The organism is Schleiferilactobacillus shenzhenensis LY-73 (genome assembly GCF_000469325.1).
Taxonomy (GTDB): domain Bacteria; phylum Bacillota; class Bacilli; order Lactobacillales; family Lactobacillaceae; genus Schleiferilactobacillus; species Schleiferilactobacillus shenzhenensis.
Map to the genome: position 1 here is coordinate 119,328 of NZ_KI271584.1, position 16,491 is coordinate 135,818.

Here is a 16,491-nt window from a genome sequence, read left to right on the forward strand (position 1 = left end):
TGGAATATGAATTTTGTCCCAGTCCCTTTGTCTGCTGCCCGACCGCGACCCGGCACCGTCTTACCCTCCTTAGCGCTAAGTATAGAGGATAAGGGCCGGGAGCGCCAGAGTTTCACGTGAAACAAAGACGATGGGCGGTGCCTTTCTGCCTTACCCCTGCTGAGCGGCCCGGTCGACTGCCCGGGTCAGCCGCTCGGTGGCGGCGAAGAGGATGACGGCAAAGACCACTAAGTAGAGCGGAAACAGCTGCATTGACAGCTGACCGGCAAGCCAGCCGAACAGCGGCGGCATGAAGGTGGTACCCAAGTAAGCCGCGGCCATCTGGACGCCGATGACGGCCTGGGAACGGTTGGCGCCGAAGTTCGCCGGGGTGGCGTGGATGATGGCCGGGAAGACGGGTGCACAACCCAGTCCGGTGATGATCAGACCGATCAGCGCGGCGACCGTCGGCAAGGGCAGCAGAATCAAGAGGATCCCGCCCAGGGCGATGCCGATACCGCCGCGAATCAGTAGGCGGTCACCCAGCCAATCCGCAATGAAGCCGGAGAGAAAGCGGCCGCCGGTGATGCCCAAGTAGAAAAAGGAAGCGAAGCTGGCGGCGGTGGTCACGCTCACCCCGCGGGCCTGGACCAGATAACTGGTGGCCCAAATGCCGGCGGTCTGCTCCACGGCACTGTAAGCAAAGAACGCCGCCAGGACCCAAGGCACACCGGGAATGCGCCAGATCTGGGGCAAGCGCAAGGGCGCACTCGCCGCTGCGGGTTCCCCGGCGCCCGGGGCAGCCGGCCGCTTCGCCCGCACCCGTTCATGCCACAACGGCAGCGTCAGCAGCAAGATCGCGGAGAGTCCCACTTGCAGAAAACCGACGATGCGGTACCCGCCCCGCCAGCCCTGACCACTGCTCAGGGCGAAGCTCATGATGTACGGGCTGACGGCCGCGCCCACGCCCCAAAAACTGTGCAGCCAGCTCATGTGGCGGGCAGCATAATGCAGGGCCACGTAGTTGTTCAGCGCGGCATCCACCGCCCCGGCGCCCATGCCATAGGGAATCGCCCAGAGGCAGAGGACCCAAAAGTGCGGTGCCAGCGAAAAGCCCAGCAGTGCGATGGCGGTGGTCAGCACACTGACGGCCGTCACCCGGCCGGCTCCGAAACGGTGGGTCAGCCGGTCCGACAGCATGCTGGACACGATGGTGCCGCCGGCAATCAGCATGGTTACCCAGCCGGCGGCGGCCACTGGCACGCCCAGGGCGGTGTGCATCACCGGCCAGCCGGCCCCGATGAGGGAATCCGGCAGTCCCAGGCTGATAAAAGCAATATAAATAATGGCTAACAGTAACGAATACAAATCTCTCCCACTTTCTCCCAGCGACAATCAATTCAATTCGTCCAGTATACCGGATTAGTAAACATCGCGGAAGGCACTGAGGGGGCGGCCGGCGGCATCCAGGGCGGTTTGCAGGCCAGGGAATCGCCGTAAATAAGCGGCTTTATCTTGAATCAGCGGCCAGGGCACGATCGTCACCAGGCGCGCCATGGCCCCCAGCTCGGCCGGCGTCCAGTGCGCATGCAGCCCCGCCGCCGTCAACGCGTGGCGGCGGTTATCGATCAGGCTATCGGCATCCACCCCCAGCCCCAACCCACGCATATGGGCAATGACCGCATCGGTGGCGGCATAGACGTTGGCGGCATCACCGGTGACCAGCGCCGCCGCCAGCTGCTGATTGAACCCCCCGGTGATGCGGTCGTCCAGGCTGTCGTTGGCGAAGGCGGCGGCTTGGGTGAAGTGCTTTTGGGCCTGGACCGCTTCCCCCGAGAAGAGTTCCCGGATGCCCAAGTTGGCCCAGAGGCGATACCGCCGCCGCTGCACCTGAGGCGCGTCTGGCATCTCAGCCAGCAGCCGGGCGAGTTTCTGCGTGATCCGGCCATAGGGCGCCGGGGCCAGTTTCGGCATCACGGCCATGAGCCGGTCGATTTGGTTCAGCGTAAAGAACGGCCGGGTCAGGGCATAGGCTTCAATGGCCTGTTCCTCGCCCGGGGTCAGATCCGCATCCAGCCACTGATCCAGCTTAGCCTGGGCGGTATCCAGAATGGCTTGCTGGGGCGTCGGCGTGGCGGCCACGGCTGTCTGCTTTTCCCACCGGTACTGAAACTCCGCTGCGGTCATGTCCAGCCGGGCCAGCAACTGGAACAGCCGCTCCGTCGTGATGTCGGTTTCCCCCGCCTCAAAGCGAATTGCTTGGCGCCGGCTCAAGACGTTAGCGTACAACCGCGCTTGCGTGATTTCTTCCGCCTGCCGTACCGTTTTGATCAGCGGGCCAATCGTGTGTGCCATTTTTGTCACCTTTCTCTCCGGGCCTTATTATGCCCCTTATGATGGGCCTTAAGCAAAGAGAGGAAGCTGATCGTTATGTCGATTAATCTACGCTGGGTCGTGCACCACCTGCCCCGCTGGCTGCTGCTGGCGGTGGTTGTTACCGCTGTCTTGGGCAGCTTCGAAGGGATCATTAACGGGCTGGTCCTGGGCCAGTTCCCGACTCTGGTGGGCGCCACCAGCACCCGCCTGTTCCGCTACCTGGGTGCCGCCGTCCTGCTTTACGTCGGCACGTATACGTTCCTCTATCTGTCCCAGGTCCTGATCGTCGTCGCCACCAAGCACCTGAACGTGGCCTTGAAGCAGACGCTGCTGACGGTCAGTTTTCAGCAGGGAGAAAAGCCCAGCAGCGGCTTGAACCACCTGACCAACGACGCCGCCAAGATTGAACAGAACTACTTCAGCGCCTTAGCCAGCCTGCTCACTGCCATTGCGAGCACCGTGCTGTCCACCGTCTTTGTCTTGGCGGTCAACCCCGTCATGGGCCTGGTCTTCATCGCCTTTTCCGCCTTGACCATGGTACCGATGATTTTTGGGCAGAAAGGCATCGGCCGGCTGGGCGCACTATGGAGCCAAGCCAACGACCGCACCGTCCAGAGCGCCAGCGATTGGCTGACGGGGCGGCGGGAACTGCGCCAGTACGCTGTTGAACAGCCTTTCTTCCGCCGGGTGACGGCCGCGTTGACCCGGAGTGAGAATGCCCTGCAAAAGCAGAACATCCGCCAGTGGACCGTCCAGTACAGCAGCTGGCTGCTGGTCGTCTTGACGCTGGTCGGCCCCTGGACGGTGGGCTTCTACCTCATGAGTCACGGCGGCTTCGGCATTACGATCAGTGTCCTGCTCACCCTCACGCTGACCGCCGACCACGTGGTGGGCGGCGTCCGCCAGGTGATGGACGTGTGGGGCCAGCTGGCCAGTACCGCGGCCCTGCGCCGGCTGCCGGCGGCGCCGCAGCCCTTTATTGCCCCAACCAGCACACCCGCCGCGACACCCGCCCTGCACTTAGACAGCGTCGCCCTCAATTACGGGGACCACGCTGTTTTGGCCCCCACGACCTTGACGGTACCCTATGGGACGAAGATGCTGCTCACGGGCCCATCCGGGATCGGCAAGACCTCCTGCTTGAATCTGCTGGCCGGCTGGCAAAAGCCGACGCAGGGCACGGTCGCCCTGGCGGACGCGCCCGTGGCCCCGACCCAAGTCACCTACATTCCCCAGGATCCTTGGCTGTTCACCGGCACGGTGCGGGACAACCTGACCCTGACGGCTGCTTATCCCGACCAGACCCTGCGCGCTGCTTTAACCGCCGTGGGCCTGAATGCCGAGCTCGGTCCAGACCCGCTGGCCCGGGAAATCCACCCGGATGCCGATGACCTCTCCGGCGGCCAGAAGCAGCGTCTGGTCATTGCCCGCGCCCTGCTGCGCCAGCGGCCGGTCATCCTTCTGGACGAGATCACCGCCGGTCTAGACGACCGCAACGCCCACGCCATCCGCACGCTGATCTACCAGCTGCCCCAGACGGTCATCGAGAGTGCGCACCATACTGATCCGGCCCTGGCCCAGGAATTCCATTTCCAGACCTATGCTCTGCAAAACCAGCAGCTGGTCCCTGCCCCGAATTTTTGAGCCTAATGATTTTGTCACCGCTTACATTCGCGCTATAATAGGGGTGTAGAAAGTCACGGAAAAGCACTAAGAAGGTGGCGGCAATGCTTCTGGGCATGGTAGCGATCATCATGATGAGCCTGTTGGCGATGGCCCTCGTCTACTTCACCGACGGCGGCTGGGTACTGTACGGCACCCGCGTCCTGCGGGCCATTCGCCGGGACGAGACCCGGATCGTTCGGTATTTCCGCGTCTTGTTCGGCTAGGACACAATTGCGCCTGGTTCGGTTATTTAACCGCTCCAGGCGCTTTTATTTGCTGTATAGTAGATGATAGTAGATGTAGAAAGAGGTTGAAATCGTATGGCAATGGGTTCCGTACTGAAACAAGCACGGCTGGACGCCGGCCTGACGCAGGCTGAGACCGCCGAGGATATTTGTTCCCAGGCGATGCTGTCGGCCATTGAGAATGACCAATACACCCCCAGCGCCACCCTGCTCATTGCCCTGTGCCAGCGGCTGGGGCTGAGTTTGGATGCCATCGCCCTGGCGAACAACTTCGCGATCGGCCAAGAGCCGCAGTTCAATAAGAAAGTGGCGGCGCTGTGCAACGCCCACCAGTACAAGGAACTGCTGCGTTTTCTGAACCAAGACGCCGTCATCGACAGCATTGCGGACGGCGCGGAGACCCAGGCGTACTATTACTACCTGGCCGTGGCCCAATTCCAAGGGGCCCAGGACTGGGACGATGCCCAGCAGAACCTGCAGCTGTCCCTGGCCAGCGCCACCCGGACCAAGGTGCCGCCGGTACTTACCCGGCTGGCGAAGATCAGCGCCGCGTATATTGCGGTACTCAAGAGCCAGCAGGTGACGCCGTCGATCCAAGCCGACATTGACGCCGCCTTGAAGGGCATCGACCGGGCCAAGTACGACGAAAACCTGAATATTATATTCTACCTGGCGGCTCTGATCTATTACCACGACCGCCAGTACACCGAGAGTGCCAAGCTGCTGGCCCGGGGGATCCAGTTCACGACCAGCCACAACTCCCACTACATGCTGGCCAATGCTTATTATCTGCTGGCGAAGATCGCCACCCAGCTGGGCGAGAAAGACCAGGCCCAAGACGCCCAGCAGCGGTCCGCTTTGTTCAGTGAACTTTTTGGTGAACAAGTCTTTAACGACGGGCCGGACGAAGAATAAGGAGGCTACATTATCCCACTTTCTGAGCACGACTATATTACCGTTCATAATGCATTCCAAAATAACTTGCAGCATATCGACGTGCGGCTTCCGAAGCACGCCATTACTGTCTTTGCGGGTCTGTCCGGGTCCGGCAAGTCCAGCCTGGTGTTCGACACCATCGCCGCCGAGTCCCGGCGCGAGCTGAACGAGACCTTCCCCAGCTTCACCCAGCAGTACCTGCCCAAGTTCGGTCAGCCCCGCGTGGGGGCCATCAACCAGCTGCCCGTCGCGATCGTCATTGAGCAGAAGCGGGTCGGCAAGAATGCCCGCTCTACCCTGGCCACCTATACCGGCATCTATTCACTGCTGCGCCTGCTTTTCTCCCGCATCGGCAAGCCCTTCATTGGCTATTCCGACACCTTCTCCTTCAACCTGCCGCAGGGCATGTGTCCCACCTGCCAGGGCTTAGGCTACGTGGACGACATCAACGTGCACAAGCTGATCGACCCCACTAAGTCCTTGAACCAAGGTGCCATCACCTTCGTCAGTTTCGGCCCTGACACCTGGCGCTGGCGCCGCTACGTCAACAGCGGCCTCTTTGATAACGATAAGCCGCTGAAGGACTACACCAAGTCAGAAATGGATACCCTGCTCTACGCGCCCCAACACCAGTTGAAAAACGCGCCGCCCCAGTGGCCCCGGACCGCGCTGTACGAGGGGGTCGTGCCCCGCATCAAGCGCTCGATTATCGGCAAGAAAGAGGCCCAGCACCACCAGGCCGCCCTCGCCGAAATCGTCACGCGCCAGCCTTGTCCCACGTGCCACGGCACCCGGTTGCGGCCTGCCGTGCTGACCAACCACATCAACGGCCTGAATATCGCCGACGTGCTGGCCATGGACCTGGTTCACGTCCAGCAGTTTCTGAGCGGTATCACTGTCCCCCTGGCCAAGGACGTGGTGCGCGAGCTGCAGGGCAAGATCGGCTCGCTCATCGACATCGGCCTGGGTTACTTGATGCTGGACCGGGGAACCAGTTCCCTCTCCGGCGGCGAGACCCAGCGGATCAAGATCGCCAAGTTTCTCACCAGCGCCCTGGTGGATATGGTCTACATATTGGATGAACCCAGCGTCGGCCTGCACCCCCACGACATCGAACTGATCAAGAAGGCCCTGCGCCGGCTGAAGGACAAGGGCAACACGATCCTTATCGTCGAGCACAACCCCGAACTCATTGCCCTGGCCGATTACGTCGTGGAGATCGGTCCCGGCGCCGGTACCGCCGGCGGCCGGGTGACCTTCACCGGCACGTACCCGCAGCTCCTGGCGGGCAACACCCTGACCGGCCGCCTGCTGCAAGAGAAGCTCACGTTCCGGGACCCTGTAAGAAAGGCGGCGGCCACCGTGCCGCTGCGTCATGTCACGATCCACAACTTGAAAAATGTCGACGTGGATGTTCCCCTGGGGGTCGAAACGGTGATCTCCGGTGTCGCCGGTTCCGGCAAGAGCTCCCTGATGGCCGCGCTACGCGACCATCTTCAAGACGGCTACATCGACCTGGCCCAAGGCGAGATCGGCGCTAACATCCGCTCGACTCCGGCCACATATTTGGATATTCTCGACCCGATCCGCAAAGTCTTCGCCACGGCCAACCACGTATCCACGACCTGGTTCAGCTACAATGGCCGCGGCGCCTGCCCGCTGTGCAAGGGCAAGGGCGTGACGATCACCAACATGGCCTTCATGGACCCCGTCGTCCAAGTCTGCGAACAGTGCCACGGTCAGCGCTATAACGACCAAGCACTCAGTTATCTGTATCACGGCAAGACGATTGCGGACGTCCTGACGATGCCGATTACTGCCGCAGCGGACTTCTTCGCGGACGTGCCGGCCATCGCCGCCCCGCTGCAGCATATGGCCCGGGTCGGACTGGATTATTTGACCTTGGGCCAGCCGCTGACCACGCTGTCTGGCGGTGAGAAACAGCGGCTGAACCTGGCCGTGCAGCTGAACAAGACCGGTACCGTTTACCTCTTGGACGAACCCACCGCTGGCCTGCATCTACAGGACGTTAAGAAGCTTTTGACGTTATTCGACGACTTGGTCGCCGCCGGGAACTCGCTGATCATCGTGGAGCACAACCTGCAGGTCATCTGCCAAGCCGACTGGCTCATCGACATGGGGCCGGACGCGGGCATCTACGGCGGGCAGGTACTGTATTCCGGTACCCCGGAAGCCGCCATGCACGTGGCGGCTTCCCGGACGGGACAAGCGTTGAAGGCGTATAACGCCAGCCGGTGATACGCGGGACGATACTATCCGGCATCGGCCCGGGTGACTCCGGGCTACGTCACCCTACATTCTCGGAAACTGGAAATGTCCCGCTCGCCACGGCAAGCTGACAGTTCACTTCACGGATATTACAGCAGTTGCCTGGAAGGACAAAGTTCAGGCTGCACGCCTAGCGATTGTGTCGTGGCACGAACAATCTCACAATCGGGTAGGAAGTAGGCGATTTGGGCCCGGAGGCTGGCGGGGCTCAGCCATGAAATTGTTGTTAGTGGGCGTCCTTTGCCCACTTACAACAAGGCCGATCTTTGAGACCGCGCGCACTTTGCGCGGGCTCAAAGTCGTGCCCATGGCGTTCCAGCCCCAGCCAGCCGGAGGGCCCAAGTCGCCGGGCCTCGTGAATCACGTCCTGGTTCACGAGGCGGCAGCGCGAAGCGCAACGCCGTACCGGCCCAAATCGCCGGGCCCCTCGAACCAATCCCTCAATACGCCAAAGAGGCTGAGACACCATCCGCCAGCGGATGCTGTCCCCGCCTCTTTTCGTCTCATTCAAACGGTGTGACGAAAACGAAGAACTGCGGTAAGTGGCGGTGGTACGCTTCGATTTGGCCAGTGAGGATCTCTTGCCACTGATCGTGCAGCTTGGTCAGGTGAAATTGGGTGTAATAGCTCAGTGTTTCCGCAAAGAGCGCTTTGGCCTGGTCCTCCTTGCCCTCGTGCAGCGTGATCCAGCCCGCCATGGCCGGCAGCTCCATGACAGAGTGGGTCGCCGAGTGGGTGTAACAGAAGTCGCGGGCCAGCCGCCAGGCTGCCCAGGCTTTGGTTAAATCGCCGTGCACGATGAAGCCCGTGATGGCGGTGAAGTAAACCAGGCAGATTTCTTCATCATACCCCGGCAGGCTGTGCATCAGAGCGGCCTTCTTCCCCACGTTGCGCAGCATCCGCCAGGCAACGTCGACGGGAAAGCCGCGGATGCAGTGTTTGTACAGGCTGAATTCATATTGGCCCCAGTCGTCCACTTGGGTCAGGTAGTATTGCAGGCCGGCCAGGGCGTCCGCGGGGCGCTGGTCGGTGGGCGTATCGTAGTAGCGGTTCAGTTGGACCGTCTGGTCGATGCGCAGGTTGTATTCCCGGTCGTTTTCCGCGGCCAGTGCGGCCAGGTGAGCCCGCCACGCTGGCATGCTGATGTGCTTGCCCTGGGCATCGATCACCGTTTCGATGCTGGTCAGGTAATCAAAATCGTGGACCCGCTGGGCCGCCGGTGAGCGGGTCGTGCCTTGCCGCTTCAACTGAAACTCGTCGTAACTGACGGCGATCTTGTCCAGTAAATGGACAAATCGTTCCACCGAGATGTGCGAGCGGTTCGTCTCGAATTGGCCGATCAAGGATACTGAGTTGACCTCATCGGCGACTTGTTTCAGTGTCAGCCCTTTATTGACGCGGAAGTAGCGGAATGTTTCCCCGTACGTCATCATCTTGTCGCCTTCTTTTCCAATATACTGGAATTCTAGCACATTGCCATTCTCTCGTCATTAGACTAAAAGAAAACGATGAGGAGACGATGATATGACGTTCACGGATTATTTGCGCCGGCTCAAGTGGCGCTTCTGGGTTTGGGTCGGGTTATATATCCTCCTGATTTTTGGCATCACCGGCACGTCCGTGTTCAACGGGAATGCCATTACCGCCTTGACTAAGTTCAATGTTCAGGGCTTTCTGCACGCAGCAGGCTGGTATGCGGCCGCCACGATCTTGGAGGTGACCATGTCCGTCGGCACCGTCATCTATCAATACCATCTGCAGCGGCTGCTGGATAACGACATCCGCTCGGATATTGCCGCCAACTTCACGCGGATGACTTATCCCCAGTACCACCAGCGGGCCGACGCTGTCTACACGTCTTGGCTGACGAACGATATCAATACGCTGAACAGCCACGGCCTGACCTTCGTCGGCTACATCATCCAAGCCAGCTGTCAGGTCACCGTCAGTGTGGCAGTCTTGGTCACTTATCACGTCTCCCTGCTCATCACCACCGCCATCAGTGCCTTCTTCCTCCTGACGGTCCCCCTGATCTATCGCCAAAAGCTCAGTGCAGCGTCTGCTAAGCTGAGTGAACGCAACGAACGGCTGACAGACCAAATCACGGATGTCCTTGAAGGGTTCAATACGTTATTCATGGCCAACCGCCGCCATCTCCTCGTCCAGCGCATCTGGCAGGCATCGGATGACGCCGGGAAAGCCGAATTCGATTACCAACGGTTCGACATGTTCACCCAGTTCGTCATCAACGTGGTCAACCTCACCGCCCAGCTGGCGTTGCTGGTCCAGGCCGGTCTGTTGGCTTACCACCATGCCATACCGGTCGGGGCAGTGATCACCATTGCCTCCTTGAGCGGCACGGCATTCAGCGGTTTAACACTGCTCAGCTTCGGTTTGACCACCGTGAAATCGGTCAAGCCCATCTTTGCCAAGTTTGCCCAGGCGGTCGTCCCGGCCCCGCCAAAGAAGCAAGCGGTGCAGCCGCTGCAGGGCACGATTCGGCTGGCCGACGTCACCTTTCATTACCCGGGAAATAATGTCCCCACCATTTCTCACCTGAACCTGACGATTGGCGCTCACCAAAAGATTGCCATCGTCGGGCCGTCCGGGAAAGGGAAATCAACGATGCTCAAACTGCTCAGTGCCATCCTGCCCGATTACCAAGGCCAGATGACGTGGGACGGCCAGGATTATGCGACGCTGGACCCGGATACGCTGCGCAACCAGCTGACGTATATTGACCAGGCGCCGTACATCTTCAACGACACCATCCGGTTCAATATCACCCTCGGACAGACGGTCAGTGACGACGATCTGAAGCATGCCGTGGCGGCGAGCCAGCTGGCGGACTTCGTAGCGGCGCAGCCCCAGGGCTTGGATACGGTGCTGGCCCACGATGGCACCACCATCTCCGGCGGGCAGAAACAACGGATCGCCCTGGCCCGGGGGTTGCTGCGCCAGAGCAAAATTATACTCAGCGATGAAGGCACGGCGGCGCTGGATCCGGAGAACGCCGTGGCAGTTGAGCGGCTGCTCGTGACGTTGCCTGACACCACGTTGATCATGGTCACCCATAACCTGCGGGATGAGATCCGGCCAGCCCTGGACCAGGTGGTCACGTTGTAATGGCCAGTTCGCCGCCCTAGCTGAAAGAACCCAAGAAACGCGCCCCGGCCGCTTCATTCACGGCTGGGACACGTTTCTTTTCTAACTTTCTTTTCTAACTTAATGCTGTGCTTGAACGGCGTCGCTCTCCCGGGCCACGATGCGGGGCGGGAAGAAGACGTGAAGCGGGTAATCCCGGTCGCCGTGCACCCGCTCGGTCAGCATGCGGACCGCAGAGCGGCCGATGGGGTAAGCGCCCATCTGGACGGTGGTCAGGGGCGGGGTGAGAAAGCCGGCCACGGCGCTGTTATCAAAAGAAACCACCGCGATGTCCCGGGGAATCTGGAGACCGGCCTTGTTCAAGCCGCGGTAGACGCCCACCGCCAGCGGGTCGCTGGCGACCACCACGGCGGTGGGGTGCTTCCCCGCCTGCACCAGCTGTGCCGCCAGCGCGGCGCCGGCTGCGTAGTCCCAGCCGCCAATATACGCTTCGCGATAGCGGTCTAAATGATGTTCGTGCATCCAGCGCTGATAGGCCAGCAGCCGGGGATCGACGGGAGGCCCGGCCGTGGCGGTCCCGTCAGCGTGGGTCACGGTCGGCGGCCCGCCGATGAAAGCGATCCGTTGGTGACCCGCGCCCGCCAGCCGGTCGAGGACCATGACCGCTGCCTGGCTCGCATCCGGGGCAATCGCGTCCACGTCATCGGGCGCATCATAGTCGTCCACTAACACGATCAAGGACGTGGTCTGCTGTAATTGATGGAGCCAGGGGCGGGCAATGCCGCCAATGACGATCAGGCCGTCGATTCCCCGCAGGGCCAACGGGTCCACCGGCTCGCCCGCGTGGATGGTCAAGCCAATGGCCGCCTTCGTCTGCTCGCTCTCGTCCAGAATGCCGCGGCGGATGTCTCGGTAGTAAGGGTCATCGTACTCGTCCTGCGCGCTCTTCGTCACCAGCAGCCCCAGCGTGATGGTGCCCTGACGCACCGGGCGGGCCGGTTTAACGTAATGGAGCTGTTCCACGGCCGACAAGATGCGCTGCTGCGTCGCGGCGGTAATGGCGAGACTGGGGTCGCCGTTGAGAAAACGGGACGTGGTCGTCGCCGACGTTTTGGCCGCGCGGGCCACATCACGAATGTTGGCCATCCCCGGACCTCCTTTCTGCATACTGCATCATCCATCGTTAGACACGTGTCTATTTTAACGCTGAGAAGCAGACAAGACTAGGCGATTATGCCAGGGGCGCCCGCAGGGTCACCTGGAATGGTCCGGCCGCCGGCTGAAGCTGCGCCAGGACAGGCAAGGGCTGAGGCAGCGGCAGATGGGCCAACGGTCGGCCGGCGTGCTGTACTTCGACGGCGGCGGCCGTGATGACCACCGTCAGGGTCAGGGTTTGCCCCGCCGCTAACAGGCCAGGCATTTCTTTGCGGACCCGCTGGGGGTGATAATTGGCCGTGCCGTAAGTGCCGTTTTCGGCCTGCGTCACGGTATAGCGGGGTTGGGCCACTGGCGCCGACCGGCCGGCCACAGTCAACGTCAGCTGATTACCCTGGGCCGTGAGCTGCACCTGGCCGCCGCCGGTGAGCAGCGGTGTCGGCTGGGCCGGCAAGGCGGCCGGGGCAGTGATCGTCAGCTGGCTGGTCTGGGGAGTGGGGATCGCTGGGTTTTGGTAGAAATCAGCAGCCGTTTGGACCAGTGTGACGGTATTGGCAGCACCGTCTGCAGCGGTGAGGGTCAGTGCCAAGCGGTCGGTCAAGGCGGCCGGCCGCGCCACCCAAAAGGCAGACCGGTCCTGGTCCGCGGACAGAATCGGCAAGGTGTCCGGACCAGCAGTCACCTGAGCTAAGTCATTGAACGGTTGGCTGAAGGTCAGCCGCAGCCGTTCGCCCTTCACTGCGGCTTGTTCTAGGTCGTGCACCCGGCCGGGCTGGTTCAGGGCGAAGAAGGCGACGCTGCCCGGGGCCAGCGTGATCGTCGTCCCGGCTACTTGGGCAGGCGCTCCAAACGTCAGCAGCGTCCGCAGTTTGATTGCCGCGGCACGACCGGTCAGCGCCGCCGGCAAGGCGTAGGATTGCGTCTGTGCGGTGGGATTGCGCAGGGCCAGGAAGCCCTTCTCCCCCTGGTGAGTCCAGTAGCCGTAGATGCCCGTGCGGGTGTCGGTCCCCAGCAGCTGGACGTTTTGCAGCGTCTCCTGGTGGGCCTGGGCGAAGCGCAGGGCGTTGCGGGTAATGCGCCATTTCTCATCGTCCAGCATGCTGGGCGAATAGTAGAGTTCAATGAAGTGCGGCCCGCGGAAGACGTTCCAATACAGGTACTTGGCGAATTGGGCAGCGGTCATCGTGATATCGCGGGCAGAAACGCCGTAAATCGGCTCGTGGTTGTAAAGCCGGGTCAGCGGGAACTGGAGCGCCGCGGTGCGGAAGAGGTCAAAGTAATGCTGGTCCCGGCCAGCGATGCGGCGGTCGGCAGGGTCGCCGGTGCCAATCTGGGCGTCGTCCCCCGTGTTCTGCAGCCAGACGCTGTTCACCCATTGGAGCAGCCAAGGGCTGAGGGGTACGTAGCTGGTGGCGTTAATGAACAGGCCTTGTCCCTGCTCGGCCCGGGCAGCGCGCAGCTGACTGAACACGGCCAGCCACCGCTCCCAATACTCGGTGTAGAAATACATATTATGCGGACCGCCCACCAGGTGCCGGTGATTTCTCTCTTGGGACGGCCGGGAAGCAAAGCCGTCCATCTTCCAGTAATCGATGCCGTACTGGTTCTGATAAGCGGTCAGACGGCGAGCGACCAGGTCGATGTAATGGCCGTCGGCGGTGTCGATGACGTCCGGCAGAGCCATCGTGCGGTCCACGCTGCCCGTCCCCCGCTGGGCCAGGTAGCGGGCGAAGGGCGTATACACTTCATACCCGCCCTGGGGCCCGAACCAGAGGCCGAAGCGGCTGCCCATCTGCTCGGTCAAGTGGGCCAGCGGCGACAGGTCAGTGCCGAACTTGGCGTTCACTTCCCAGAACCCCGTGCGGTTATAAGCGGTGCCGGAACGGGGCTTATCCAGCAGCTTGAAGGGCCGATTGTTGTAGTTGTTCCACCCGTCATCCAGCACGTAGGCAGCGATCGCCGGCAGGCCGTACTGCAGCGCCTTCGCGTGGAACTCAGTGAAGGCTGCCGCCACCGTCTGGGCCGTGATGGCCATGCCGTGGTCGTACCAAGAGTTGTACTGCAGGCGGAAGGTCAGCGGTTGGGCGATGGCCGCAATGTAGCGGAAGAAAGCCGCCCGTACCGCGTCCAGCGCCGTACTCGGCGCGGCCCCCAGGACAAATACCTTCGACGACAGGGTGGTTCCTAGGGCCAGCGACCGCCCGGAGTAATTCCTGATGCGCAGATACCCTTGCACGATCCGGTTGTCCGTGGCCGGAAACTCGCAGCCCAAATAAAAGCCGTTGACATACACCGGCTGTCCCATCATCAGCTGCCAGGGCGTGAAGGTGCCGGCGGTGGGCACGTATTCATAATCCGGCCGCTGCCACGTTTGAGCGTCGGGATCCAGCGCCACCGGCAGCCAGTCCACCGCCACCAAGGTGGCCGGGCTGCCGCCGGCCAGCTGGGTCAGCTCGACCCAGCCGCGCAGGCAGGGCTGATCGCTGCCGGCGAGGTGCACCACGGCTTGGACCGTCCCGTCCCCGGCAATGGGGAAGGTCAGTGTGAGGGTCAGTGCCTGATCGGTGGCGGTCACCCCGGTGACCTGCATCTGCCGCGAGTCAACATAATATTCCACTTCGTCCAGGATCACGTGCACCCCGATCAAGGGCTGGGGCGCCGTTGCGGTACTGACTAAGTCTGATGCCGCCGGCCGATCGTGCAGCGTCGTGATCGCGGCGCCGTTTTGCGTCGTCACCGTCAGCCGGTACCACGCATTTTCCAGCGTATACCTGCCCGGCTGCTGATTCGCCGCCATTTCGTCTGTTGCCATGGTAGAAAATCCTCCTCATTCAAACCCGGTTGTCTCGATTGTGGTCATATTCACTGAACAAGATCGTGAATCGGGACAATATTGCAATCTCGAGATACTGAGAACGCCTTGATTGAACGTCATTTAAGCCGTTTTGTAAAGGGGGTTGCCGTTCAGTAAACAGGTTCAGCACTGTTGTTTTTGAACAAAGGAAAAGGGAGTCCGTCACTTCTGGGTCTCCCTTCACTATCTTGATCGCCGGTCTAGAGCCGGGCAGCCACATCCCGCGTCAGCTGAGCCATGGGCTGATTCACGGGCCACGTGCCGTCAATTTCTTTCTGGCGGGTGGGCGTATTGTAGGTCAATTTTTCGGTTTGCGGGTCATACCGCCAAAACAATCCGCTGCTATCGGTGCATTCGACAGTGGCGGTCAGTTTTTCTTTCTTCAGCCAGGCCGCATAGGGGGCATACTGTTTGGCCGGGTCCCGCCGACCGACCGCGACGACCACCGTGGTACCGATCGGCGGCAGCGGGACGAGCTCATTCGAAGTGAACACGGCCGTGTCGTCCGGAATTGCCGGATCCTTGTAAGCACTGCCTTGGGCAAAGTCGCCGTACCGGCGGAATCCGCCCGGAAGCACCAGGGTCAGGGTCTTGTCCCGCAGTTTCTTCTGTCCGGTGACGACTTGGTCCACGTGGAGGGTGACCGCCGTATAGACTTGCTGTTCGAACATCGTCTCGGCCTGCCGCCAGTTGGTGACCAGCGCTCGCACCAGGGTACTGCCGGATTCCTTTTCCAAGCCGGCGAAGGTCGTGGGCGCCAGCGAGATCGCGTCGATCTGGGGGTCATAGTTGAAGGTCTTGTAGCTGCCGTGCGCGGCCTTGAACGCCGCCAAGTTCCTGGCAGCGATCTGTTGGTAATTCGGTCGTGCCGGTGCGGACTTTTTGGCGGCTTTTTCTTGTTTGGTCGGCGGCTGAGTCTGGTTTTGTTTTGGTGTACAACCGCTCAGTCCGCCCCAGGCAAGAATTCCCACCATCCCCGCGGTCATCAATTTTCTGCCAAGCCAACGCATCGTCATCATCTCCCAGACCAATTGTATCGGAAAGAATCCGTTTCCACAATCGGAATATTCGTCAAGACAAATTTTGTGCGCTTTGGCCGGCATTAAGCTACGATAATCCTGGATACGCTATGGTTTACCCTGGCGTGCACTCTTTGGAACGAAAGAAGGACCATTCCTATGAAAATAACGTTTATCGGTATCGGCGACATGGGCCGAGAAATAGTGCCGCACTTGGCTGCCGCCGGCCACGAGGTCACGATTTGGGATAAGCAGGCGGACCGGTTGCAGGGCTTCACGGACCCGCATATCACAGCAGCGCACAGCTTGGCTGAAGCCGTCGAAGCCAGTCCGCTGGTCATCACCTCGGTGATGTCGGATGATGTCCCCGCCCTGCACATTGGTACCGCCGCCGCACCCGGCATCGTCCATTACTTGCAGTCGGGCAGTGTGCTGGTCGTCACCTCCACCCTGGATCCGCGAAAGATCACCGCGATCCATGACGTCATGCCGGCGGGTACGCATCTGCTGGACGTGCCGATGATCGGCGGTGTGAAGTACGCTCGGGAAGGTAAACTGGTCCTGATTGCCGGCGGCGACCAGGCCGTCGTGGACCAAGTCACACCGATCCTCAGCCTATTCGGTACCGTCAAATACGTCGGCGCCTTGGGCAACGGGGCGAAGCTGAAGCTCATCACCAATGTCGGGATTATGGCCGCCGAAGCCGGCATCCGGGAGACGCTGGACCTGGCCGATGCTTATGGGATCGACTATGAGACGACCTTGAACTTGATGAAGATGGGCCCGCTCAACGCCGTCGTCACCCGGGCCCTGGATACGACCAACCCGCGGCCGCTGAAACGGTCCGTGGCCGACGAAGACGAGCTGT

Annotated in this window: 12 protein-coding genes; 6 read left to right on the forward strand and 6 right to left on the reverse strand. The window is 61.3% G+C overall.

The genetic code is table 11. From position 1 onward, the window contains the following. Positions 1-150: 150 nt before the first annotated feature. Together L248_RS04080 and L248_RS04085 are read right to left on the reverse strand one after the other, a co-directional pair. Positions 151-1,347 carry an MFS transporter gene (locus L248_RS04080; protein WP_022528816.1) on the reverse strand — a complete coding sequence of 399 codons (1,197 nt, stop codon included), beginning with the start codon at positions 1,345-1,347 and terminating at the stop codon, positions 151-153. Positions 1,348-1,401: 54 nt separating this feature from the next. Further along, positions 1,402-2,334 (reverse strand): helix-turn-helix domain-containing protein, encoded by a 933-nt coding sequence (locus L248_RS04085; RefSeq protein ID WP_040534741.1) that lies wholly within the window; start codon positions 2,332-2,334, stop codon positions 1,402-1,404. Positions 2,335-2,409: 75 nt separating this feature from the next. On the opposite strand from L248_RS04085, the gene L248_RS04090 reads away from it, so the two are divergent. From L248_RS04090 to L248_RS04100, 4 genes are all read left to right on the forward strand, one after another. Continuing rightward, entirely contained in the window at positions 2,410-3,999 is a 1,590-nt protein-coding gene (locus L248_RS04090) for an ATP-binding cassette domain-containing protein (RefSeq protein ID WP_040534743.1), read from the forward strand. Positions 4,000-4,082: 83 nt separating this feature from the next. Further along, the gene (locus L248_RS15765) at positions 4,083-4,244 is read left to right on the forward strand and encodes a hypothetical protein (RefSeq protein ID WP_155828562.1); all 162 of its coding nucleotides are present in this window, start codon (positions 4,083-4,085) and stop codon (positions 4,242-4,244) included. A 96-nt stretch (positions 4,245-4,340) separates the two neighbouring features. Next, positions 4,341-5,180, forward strand: a complete 840-nt coding sequence (locus L248_RS04095) for a helix-turn-helix transcriptional regulator (protein WP_022528820.1) — start codon at positions 4,341-4,343, stop codon at positions 5,178-5,180. Between the two features lie 12 nt (positions 5,181-5,192). After that, positions 5,193-7,460, forward strand: a complete 2,268-nt coding sequence (locus L248_RS04100; protein WP_040534745.1) for an ATP-binding cassette domain-containing protein — start codon at positions 5,193-5,195, stop codon at positions 7,458-7,460. A gap of 533 nt (positions 7,461-7,993) precedes the next feature. On the opposite strand, the gene L248_RS04105 is transcribed toward L248_RS04100, so the two are convergent. Continuing rightward, positions 7,994-8,920 (reverse strand): helix-turn-helix domain-containing protein, encoded by a 927-nt coding sequence (locus L248_RS04105; RefSeq protein WP_040534857.1) that lies wholly within the window; start codon positions 8,918-8,920, stop codon positions 7,994-7,996. A gap of 94 nt (positions 8,921-9,014) precedes the next feature. Here L248_RS04105 and L248_RS04110 point away from each other — a divergent pair, with 94 nt between their 5' ends. After that, positions 9,015-10,616 carry an ABC transporter ATP-binding protein gene (locus tag L248_RS04110; protein WP_022528823.1) on the forward strand — a complete coding sequence of 534 codons (1,602 nt, stop codon included), beginning with the start codon at positions 9,015-9,017 and terminating at the stop codon, positions 10,614-10,616. A gap of 99 nt (positions 10,617-10,715) precedes the next feature. Here L248_RS04110 and L248_RS04115 read toward each other — a convergent pair whose 3' ends face one another. The 3 genes from L248_RS04115 to L248_RS04125 all read right to left on the reverse strand — a co-directional run bounded on the left by L248_RS04115 (position 10,716) and on the right by L248_RS04125 (position 15,614). Next, the gene (locus tag L248_RS04115) at positions 10,716-11,741 is read right to left on the reverse strand and encodes a LacI family DNA-binding transcriptional regulator (RefSeq protein ID WP_040534748.1); all 1,026 of its coding nucleotides are present in this window, start codon (positions 11,739-11,741) and stop codon (positions 10,716-10,718) included. An 85-nt stretch (positions 11,742-11,826) separates the two neighbouring features. Beyond that, entirely contained in the window at positions 11,827-14,562 is a 2,736-nt protein-coding gene (locus L248_RS15055) for an alpha-galactosidase (RefSeq protein ID WP_022528825.1), read from the reverse strand. Positions 14,563-14,804: 242 nt separating this feature from the next. Beyond that, entirely contained in the window at positions 14,805-15,614 is an 810-nt protein-coding gene (locus tag L248_RS04125) for a hypothetical protein (RefSeq protein ID WP_155828563.1), read from the reverse strand. Positions 15,615-15,782: 168 nt separating this feature from the next. Here L248_RS04125 and L248_RS04130 point away from each other — a divergent pair. Continuing rightward, positions 15,783-16,491, forward strand: a 709-nt coding sequence (locus L248_RS04130) for an NAD(P)-dependent oxidoreductase (protein ID WP_040534750.1), incomplete at its 3' end; no start/stop codon positions are given.

Bases quoted from the DNA above. Each gene is read 5' to 3' on its own strand.
- L248_RS04085 (WP_040534741.1), bottom strand. From the start codon at position 2,334: ATGGCACACACGATTGGCCCGCTGATCAAAACGGTACGGCAGGCGGAA.
- L248_RS04090 (WP_040534743.1), top strand. From the start codon at position 2,410: ATGTCGATTAATCTACGCTGGGTCGTGCACCACCTGCCCCGCTGGCTG.
- L248_RS15765 (WP_155828562.1), top strand. From the start codon at position 4,083: ATGCTTCTGGGCATGGTAGCGATCATCATGATGAGCCTGTTGGCGATG.
- L248_RS04095 (WP_022528820.1), top strand. From the start codon at position 4,341: ATGGCAATGGGTTCCGTACTGAAACAAGCACGGCTGGACGCCGGCCTG.
- L248_RS04105 (WP_040534857.1), bottom strand. From the start codon at position 8,920: ATGACGTACGGGGAAACATTCCGCTACTTCCGCGTCAATAAAGGGCTG.
- L248_RS04110 (WP_022528823.1), top strand. From the start codon at position 9,015: ATGACGTTCACGGATTATTTGCGCCGGCTCAAGTGGCGCTTCTGGGTT.
- L248_RS04115 (WP_040534748.1), bottom strand. From the start codon at position 11,741: ATGGCCAACATTCGTGATGTGGCCCGCGCGGCCAAAACGTCGGCGACG.
- L248_RS15055 (WP_022528825.1), bottom strand. From the start codon at position 14,562: ATGGCAACAGACGAAATGGCGGCGAATCAGCAGCCGGGCAGGTATACG.
- L248_RS04125 (WP_155828563.1), bottom strand. From the start codon at position 15,614: ATGCGTTGGCTTGGCAGAAAATTGATGACCGCGGGGATGGTGGGAATT.